Genomic DNA, 8045 nt, shown 5'->3' on the forward strand with positions numbered 1-8045 from the left:
GCCCCCCGGCCCCAAGGACACGCACACACCGCCACGCCGGCCGAACCCCGGCCGGCCCCATTCCAAACATGGCGGACCACAGGAATTTCCCCGCGCGCGGCGCGCCGGTCCCCCAACTTTCCTTATTTGCCCCGCGGCCCCGTGGATAACCGCCACCTCCGCCAACGTTCTTGTGCCGCGGCTCCCTAACTCACGGTTAGGCGTCGGCGCCCCCGGCCGGGCGTAAGTGCCTGTTCCACTTGCCCCTTGCGGCCGGGCAGGGTAAGGGCGACGGTATGATGATGCCGTCGCCGAGCAGCGCCGATGCGCCCCCGAAGGGGTCGCCCAAACCCCCGGGCAAGAAGCGGCCGCGCGCCCGCACCTTCGTGCCGGCCAAGGCGCAGCCGCTGACCCGCGGTGTGATCGACCGGCGGACGCGCGCCTTCGCGAACTTCACCCGCGTCGCGGACGGCATTGCCGCTGACCTCGGCGGCGCCGACCAGCTGACGACCATCGAGCGGGCGCTTGTCGAGGCGTTCGCCGGTGCGGCCGTCGCCCTTGACGACCTGAGCACCCGCCTGCTCCGGGGCGAGCAGGTCGACCCGGGTGTCCAGTCGCAGATGATCACCACGCTGGTGCGAGTCGCGACCCGCCTGGGCACACGGCGCCGGGCGAAGACCGTGACGACGCCGGACCTCCGAACCTACATCCAGCGCGCCGCCGCTCCGGTGGCCGGAGGCGGCTCCGGCACCCCCGGCCAGCCCGACCCGCGGGCCGGCGGCCCGGCCGCCTCCTCCGGCACCGGAGCGCCCGCACCCGGCAACGGCGGGGGCGGCTGATGGACATCGTCACCGCCATCGCGGACCAGCACCTCTTCCGGGGGTTCTTTCCTGACCGCCGGCCCTGGGCTGCGTGGCTCACCTTCATGCGGTGCCTCTTCGGCCTCCAGCTCGGCCCCGAAGACCTGAGGCTCTTCGCGCAGTGCACCGGCAGGACGGCGCCGCTGCCGGGTGGCCACAGTGAGGCGTGGCTGGTCGTCGGCCGGCGTGGCGGCAAGAGCCGCATCTTGGCCCTGATTGCAACATGGCTCGCCGCATTCGTTGACTGGAGACCCTACCTCGCCCCCGGCGAGCGCGGCCGCGTCGTGATCATCTCGCCCGACCGGCGGCAGGCCAAGACCATTCTGGACTATGTCCGCGCCTTCCTGACTCAGACGCCGATGCTGCGCGAGCTGGTGGTGCGCGAGACAGCTGATGAGGTCGACCTCAGCACCGGCATCACGATCCAGATCGCCACAGCAAGCTACCGCACCGTGCGCGGCTCGACCGTCGTTGCGGCACTGCTCGATGAGTGCGCGTTCTTCTGGGATGAGGGCTCGGCCAACCCGGACGTTGAGCTGCTCGCCGCGCTGCGGCCCGCGATGGCGACCGTCCCGGGCTCTGTGCTGCTCGCCGCGTCGTCGCCCTACGCCCGGCGGGGCATCCTGTACAGTGCATACCGGCGGCACTGGGCACGCGACGGCGACCCGGTCCTGGTCTGGCAGGCGACGACCCGCACGATGAACCCGCTGGTGCCGCAGCGGGTCATCGACGACGCGGTAGAGCGCGACCCGGCGGCGGCCGCGGCCGAGTTTGGGGCGCAGTTCCGCACGGATGTCGAGACGTTCGTCTCTCGTGACGATGTCGAGGCGTGCGTCGAGCCCGGCGTGGTCGAGCGCGCACCAATCTCGACCATCCGCTACCACGCCTTTGTCGACCCGAGCGGCGGCGGTGCTGACAGCTTCACGATGGCGGTCGGGCACCGCGAGCGCGACACGATTGTTGTTGATGCGGTGCGCGAGCGCCGGCCGCCCTTCGCGCCAACTCAGGTGGTGGCCGAGTTCGCCGCGCTGCTGCGCAGCTACCGTGTCACGCGGGTTCACGGCGACCGCTACGCTGGCGACTGGCCGGCCGAGGCGTTCTCCAGGTGCGGCATTCGGTACGAGCCAGCGGGCCAGCCCAAGAGCGCCATCTATCAGAACTTCCTGCCGCGGCTGCGCAGCCGCACCGTGGTGCTGCCCGACGACCCGCGGCTGGTCGCACAGGTCGCCGGCCTGGAGCGGCGCACTGCACGCGGTGGACGTGACAGCATCGACCATGCACCGGGCGCGCACGATGACCTCGCGAACGTGTGCGCCGGCGTGTGCGCCGGCCCCGGCGCGGGCGGTGGCGGCTACGACAGCTCGATGGCCTGGGTCAGATGATGGAGGGCAGTCAGGTGACGACCAAACGAAGGCGCCGGGTCGACGACCTCGCCCACGACCCCGTGGTGCGCGACGGCGACGCGATCACGTTCCCGCTGACCCTGATGGACGGGAAGACCGTCTACCTGGGCGGCGACGACAGCTTTACCGGGGCGGTTCTGACCGCCGCGGTCATCGAGGCCGGCCGCCGGAGCGGCATGCTGATGGATCAGCACGAGGAGACCAAGGCAGTGGACACCACCGATCAGGCCTACGCGGCCTACAATGCGCAGCTCCAGGACGCCTGGAGGAGGCCCGCCGGCACCCCGGCAGCCCAGCCCCCGGCCCCGGCCCCGGTCGCGGACGGCGGTTCTGATCACGTCGAGGCGGCCTACCGGGCCTACGACGCCCGGCTCCAGGACGCCTGGAGGACCGGCCGATGAGCCAGCCTCAGAAGCTCCCGCCCGTGGCTCTGGCGCGCATCGGGGCACTGCGCGCGGCGGCCCAGGATGCCGAGGCGCTCATCGCCTCCTCACGCGCGGCGGTCGACGCCGCCGAGCACCACGCGCACCACCTCGGCCGGCTGGTGGCGGCGGCCCGCGACCCGTCCGAGGCCGCCGAACTCCAGGCGCAGGCCGACGCTGTCGGGGCGGAGCTGGAGCGGCTGCGCCGCGAGCGCGACATTCGGCTTGAGCGGCGCGCGGCGGCGGGCGGCCTGCTCGCCAATGTGGAGTCCTGGCTGGCGCGCCAGGCCCGTGACCGCGTGCAGCTGGAGGCCGCGCCGCCGGTGGGCATGCCCCCCGGCGCGGAACTCGGCGCCGTCCGCGCCGAGGTGGCGCAGCTCGCCGCCGACATCCCCCGGCTCGCGGGCGCGGCCCTGCCGAAGGACGAGCTGCGCCGGCTGGTCGCAGAGCACGTCGCGCAGCTCGCCGCGGCGGGCCGGCCGCTGGTGAGCACGCGCCCGCACCTCGGCGGGCCGGTGGTGTCCTACCGCGTGGGGCACTCCAACATTGCGGGGCTGACGCCGCTGGAGGCGGCGCAGATGCTGGCGTGGTTCGATGCGGACCGCCTCGCGGAGCGGCTCATGGCGGAGGTCGACGCGCTGCCCGACGAGCCCGGGGCGCTCGCGCCCGACGAGCGCAGCCAGAGGCTGGCCGCGGCGCGCGCGCGGCTCCTTGAGCTGGAGCGCACCGAGGTCGCGCTGGTCGAGGCAGCGCCCGGCGCGTTCATGCGCCGCGACACCGACCCGCTCGCCGTGCTGGGGCTCCAGGTGGCGGGCGAGGCACCCGCACAGTCCGCGGCCGCCTGACCCCCTGGGCGCAGTGCCGGCCAAGGGCGTGACTTCCCGCCGGTGGTGGCCGGCGGGTGCCGCAGGACTCTCCTCCCTGCGGCGGCGGCCCCGGGCGGGTCTCCCACGCCCGGGGCCTGCCCAGCCACAGGTCCGCATGCCAACCTTGACGCCTTCCCAGTGGCTCACCACCTAAGATCAGCGGCGGTGCTCAGCAGAGCTGGCTGGCCGCGATTTCAGTCGTGCTGGGCGTTTTTCGCCTATCGGGTCCGGAAGGGTTGTCCTGGAAGGACCAGCTAGCTTCAACGTCAGGCATTTCACCCAGCGCTCGCATGCGGGCGGTGGACTATTTAATCAGAGGAGACTTCAAATGAACGTGACGATCAAATTTTCCGTCGACAGCGATCAGGGGGGAGTGCTCACAGGCATCCTTGGTCGGATACTGACTGATGCGGGTCTCGTGCGGACCGGCAACACTGCCACATACAGCGGGCAGCTGGTGGAGAACGCGCTCGGCGACCTCCAACTGGAATTCTGGACGGCGGCCGCCATCCACGATGGACCAGGGCGCATCGACCACGTCTGGATGTACATCAACAAAGACTATCTCCAGGCAGAGGAAGCACAAGCAGCAGAGTGATCGGGCCGGTCGTTCCTGCTCGGCCCAACACGAAGTTCAGTCGCCGCCGGCCCCTTGCCGGCGGCGACTGCCGTCCCTCGCTCGCGGTCCGCAGCGCAGCGGCCTATCCTTGCCGCAGCACCAGCAGAATCAGGAGCATGCAGTGCAGCACACCCAAGATGCAGATGCAGTTCGTGATGCGCTCACGGCCGCAGCCGGCGCCGTGCGCAGGTTGTGCCGGCTGCTTGACTCACAGATTGCACCGCGCCGCGCGCACCAGGTATGCGCAGTCTACCTTCCGGCCGACGTGGTCGCGCACATCACCATGCACCACGGCGACCTGATCACGAGGGAACGCGGCGGCGTGCGCATCGGGGACTGCCTGCTGCGCGAGGCCCCGCCCCCCGGCTCCAGCTGTGCGATGTGCTGGCCGCCCGGCGCCGAGGTCCGTGCGGCGGTCGTCCTGACAGAGCACCGCGGCGAGGAAGACGCAGCCGTGGACCTCATGATTGGGTGGGGGGAAAACTAGACGGTCCAACCAGCCCGAGATTTGAAGGTCAGTCTATGCCGGCGGCGTGTCGGAAGTCTCTGGCTCTTGCTGAGAAGCTTTTTGTTTCTCGACTTCGTCCACAGCCTCGAATTCTTCGGATTCAAATGGGAGGGTGCCCTGAGCGGATTCAGGAGGTAATGGTAAGTCGGCCAAGCCCATTGTATGAATGTTGAGGCCGCGTGCGGTGGAGGCGAGATTCTCATCGTCAGTGTAAATCATCGATGCTTGAACAACGCGTGCGATTGCGACGATCTGTCTGTCAAACTTTATTTTGGCCCACGGTGCTTCCTGTCCGGCGCGCTTGTCGCCCGCTTTAAGTGCAGAGCGAGTCATTACAGCAAGTTCAATGGCGGCGCGCATTTCAAAAGGTTCTACCCGAAACACGGAGAACCGGCCAATTTCCTCTAAAACACGCTGAGTCTCTTTCGGAGAGACTCGTACAAGAAGCTCACTCAGTACTGGGGTTGGAATAACAATCCGTTCCTTTAGTCCTTCTAATGTTTTCACAAGATAAGTAATGCGGTCCTTGACGTGCTCGATGGGTCGCCCGCTGGAATCGGTCTGTCTGGCCGGAACATCCTGCCTGAGTAAAAGCATTAATAGCGTGGCGTCAATGACCACCATTCTGCTTCTCCGCAGGGCCATGTCGAAGAAAGGTTAAGTCCGAGATCGATGTATCATTGAATGCGTCGCTAGCTCGAACGGCTTCCAGGGCCTCAGATAGAGAGGCTGTATTCAAGGGCTCGAAGCTCTCAATTACAAACTCCTGCAGCAGCCATCTGCCCTCGCTGCTCCGACTCCATTTGCCCGTGCCATGCAGGCGGACTGACTCAAAAAGCCGATGCGCGAGAAGCTTGGCCGTCGCGCGGTCGGCCCAGCAGCCGCTCATGGCGCCCCCCTCTGATTCAATCAGAACTGGGACCCATTTGTGAGGGCCGCCGACGCGAAGAACTTCGCCATCAATGGTCCCACGTTCCTTGATGGCCGAAAACCTTTCTTCTTGGTGCTCTCGGCCAGGAAACGGGATGATCAGGGATGATGCTTCCTTGAGTGCTCCGACTCCATTGTCGTCGCGAAGCATCTTGTTCACCACTTCGTAGGCTCGCAGAGCGTCTCTCGGCGCATCTCCGCGACGAACGGCGTTGGCACGTTCCCTGACCTTCTGGACGGCCTCCGGTTGTACTTTGTGCACGAGGCCGGTGCTGCCCCGCTTGAGCTTCACGAAGTGAACGGAATTGGCTTCCCCCAGGATGGTGGCCAGTTGCGCCATGTACTCGGCGAGCCTTGCCATCGGAATCGTGGACGGGGTCCAAGCGTCTATCCAGAAGTAGAATTCGACCGACTTGCTACCGCCGGTCACCCGCCGCCTACCATCCTGTTTGCGGGCCATGGAAGCAACTGACGTGTTGGGACCGACGCTGGACGAGACCTCAACCATACCACGCATATCGGGGTCGATGCGAGTGGTGCTCTGAGTTTCCCCGAGGTCAGTCTCTAGGCCGTGCAGGTGAACTCGCGGGACACAGCGTTGCCCATCCCGTTCAATGGGCAAATTCCCTTATTTCCAAGTAAGGTCGGGGGGGTCTGAAGTGAGCTAAGTGATGGCGCGCCCGGAACGATTCGAACGTCCGACCCTCAGATTCGTAGTCTGATGCTCTATCCAGCTGAGCTACGGGCGCGTGCCGAGCCGCCCGCGAGGCGTCCAGGGACGTCGGGGCGCGGCGACGCATAGCTAGCGAGTCGCCGCCGGCTTGGCAAGCCACCTGTGACGGGAGCGCGACGGCGCCGTGCGCATGGCGGCCGCGAGGCCGGGCGATGGGACGCAATCCCCGGCTCCGCCGGCCGAATTCCGGTCCTGGGGCCGCAGGCCGGCCTCACCCAGCCGGGTCGGTCACGCCCGGGCGCGCTGGTCGCGGCGGTCCATGAGGTCGACCGGGCGGTCGGGGATGGCGATCCGGAAGGTGGCGCCGAGCGTGCCCTCGACGAGGCCGATCTCGCCGCCGTGCAGCCGCACCAGCTCGGCCGCGATGGCGAGGCCGAGGCCGGTGCCGCCGGAGCGGGTCGAGCCGCGGAATGCCTCGAACAGGTGCTCGCGGGCGCGCGTCGTCAGGCCGGGACCGGTGTCGGAGACCTCCAGCACCGCGACCGTGCCCTCGCGCCGGCCGCTGATGCGGATCTGGTCGCGCCCGGGATCGTTCGGAGCGCGGCCTTCCAGGGCCTGGACGGAGTTGCGCACCAGGTTCACCAGCACGCGCAGCATCTGCTCGTAGTCGGCGTCGAGCGTCAGGCCGCGCTCGATCGCCGTCACCCAGCCGATCGGCCCGTCGGTGGCGAGGCCGAGCGATTCGCGCACCTCCTCGACCAGCGCGTCGACGGCGACCGGCTTGCGGTCGGGCGGCGGCTCCTGGGCGCGGCCATAGGCGAGCGTCGTCTCGCAGAACGCGATGGCGCGCTCGAGCGCCAGCATCAGCTTGGGCGCGAAGCGCTGGACCTGCGGGTCGGCGATGCTGCCGAGCCGGTCCGAGATCAGCTGCGCCGAGTTGAGGAGGTTGCGCAGGTCGTGGTTGATCTTCGACACCGCGAGCCCGAGGGCGGCGAGCCGGTAGCGCTCCTGCAGCATCGAGGCGAGGTCGGTCTGCATCGCCGCGAGCTCGCGCTCGGCGATGCCGAGCTCGTCCTCGCGGGTCGAGCGCCGGGCGATGCGGGCCGGGTTCTCGGGATTGGCCCGGAACGCCGTCATGTTGGCCGTGATGCGGTGGAGCGGCCGCACGAACAGCACGTGCAGGGCGAGATAGACCAGCGCCGCCGTGATGCCCGAGATGACCAGCGACAGGAGCAGCACGTTGCGCGAGTAGCGCCACATCGCCTGCTTGAGCGGGCCGGCCTCGACGACGATCTCGACGAACTCGCCGCCCATCGGGGCGGGGCCGACGGCGCGGATCAGGTCGGTGTCCTTCAGCACCGCCAGCGTCTCGAAGGCGTCCAGGATGGCGTCGAAGGCGCCGTCGTTGCGGACGTCGACGTCCTGGCTGACCGCGGCCGGAAGATCCGTGGTGGCGAGCAGGCGGCGCTCGCGTCCCATCTTCATGGCGACGGCGCGCGCGCCGATGCTGTCGAGAATCTGGCGGCTGAGGCTCTCCGGCACCATGCCGCTCGGCGCGGCGTCGAGCACCAGCGCGGCCGTGTGGGCGGCGGCGAGGCGGTCGGTCAGGTAGCTCAGCCGGAAGTTGGCGATCGAGGGGACGTAGATCAGCACCTCGGCCAGCATCACGAACAGGATGGTGAGGACCAGGAGCCGCCCCGACAGGCCGAAGCGCGGCCGCACGATGCCGCGCGCCGAGGCGAGCGGGCCGGCGGGCGCGGCCGTGCCGGGCGTCACTGCGGTGGC

Annotated in this window: 9 protein-coding genes and 1 tRNA gene; 6 read left to right on the top strand and 4 right to left on the bottom strand. The window is 68.8% G+C overall.

Annotation, left to right across the window (positions count from 1 at the left end):
- Positions 1-275 precede the first annotated feature (275 nt).
- The 6 genes from CCR97_RS22955 (at position 276) to CCR97_RS22980 (ending at position 4636) form a co-directional block, all read left to right on the top strand.
- Complete coding sequence (locus tag CCR97_RS22955; RefSeq protein ID WP_111360217.1) at positions 276-818, top strand: hypothetical protein; 543 nt, start codon at positions 276-278, stop codon at positions 816-818.
- Positions 818-2221, top strand: coding sequence for a hypothetical protein (locus CCR97_RS22960; RefSeq protein ID WP_111360218.1), 1404 nt, complete (start codon positions 818-820; stop codon positions 2219-2221). Before CCR97_RS22955 ends, CCR97_RS22960 begins: the two co-directional genes overlap by 1 nt.
- 14 nt (positions 2222-2235) lie before the next feature.
- The gene (locus CCR97_RS22965; RefSeq protein ID WP_146618950.1) at positions 2236-2643 is read left to right on the top strand and encodes a hypothetical protein; all 408 of its coding nucleotides are present in this window, start codon (positions 2236-2238) and stop codon (positions 2641-2643) included.
- On the top strand, positions 2640-3509 hold the full coding sequence (locus CCR97_RS22970; RefSeq protein WP_201159894.1) for a hypothetical protein: 870 nt from the start codon (positions 2640-2642) through the stop codon (positions 3507-3509). The genes CCR97_RS22965 and CCR97_RS22970 overlap by 4 nt, the downstream gene beginning before the upstream one ends.
- Positions 3510-3858: 349 nt before the next feature.
- Positions 3859-4128 (top strand): hypothetical protein, encoded by a 270-nt coding sequence (locus CCR97_RS22975; protein WP_111359629.1) that lies wholly within the window; start codon positions 3859-3861, stop codon positions 4126-4128.
- A 142-nt stretch (positions 4129-4270) separates the two neighbouring features.
- Positions 4271-4636: a hypothetical protein gene (locus CCR97_RS22980; protein WP_111359630.1), complete on the top strand. Its 366-nt coding sequence runs from the start codon at positions 4271-4273 to the stop codon at positions 4634-4636.
- A gap of 33 nt (positions 4637-4669) precedes the next feature.
- Here CCR97_RS22980 and CCR97_RS22985 read toward each other — a convergent pair whose 3' ends face one another.
- The 4 genes from CCR97_RS22985 to CCR97_RS23000 all read right to left on the bottom strand — a co-directional run bounded on the left by CCR97_RS22985 (position 4670) and on the right by CCR97_RS23000 (position 7925).
- Positions 4670-5281, bottom strand: coding sequence for a type II toxin-antitoxin system VapC family toxin (locus CCR97_RS22985; protein ID WP_111359631.1), 612 nt, complete (start codon positions 5279-5281; stop codon positions 4670-4672).
- Positions 5268-6047: a hypothetical protein gene (locus CCR97_RS22990; protein WP_201159895.1), complete on the bottom strand. Its 780-nt coding sequence runs from the start codon at positions 6045-6047 to the stop codon at positions 5268-5270. The genes CCR97_RS22985 and CCR97_RS22990 overlap by 14 nt, the downstream gene beginning before the upstream one ends.
- A gap of 212 nt (positions 6048-6259) precedes the next feature.
- Positions 6260-6336: transfer RNA gene (locus CCR97_RS22995), tRNA-Arg, on the bottom strand.
- 212 nt (positions 6337-6548) lie between these two features.
- Positions 6549-7925 carry a sensor histidine kinase gene (locus CCR97_RS23000; RefSeq protein WP_201159896.1) on the bottom strand — a complete coding sequence of 459 codons (1377 nt, stop codon included), beginning with the start codon at positions 7923-7925 and terminating at the stop codon, positions 6549-6551.
- Positions 7926-8045: the final 120 nt, after the last annotated feature.

Source organism: Rhodoplanes elegans, from assembly GCF_016653355.1.
GTDB classification, from domain to species: domain Bacteria; phylum Pseudomonadota; class Alphaproteobacteria; order Rhizobiales; family Xanthobacteraceae; genus Rhodoplanes; species Rhodoplanes elegans.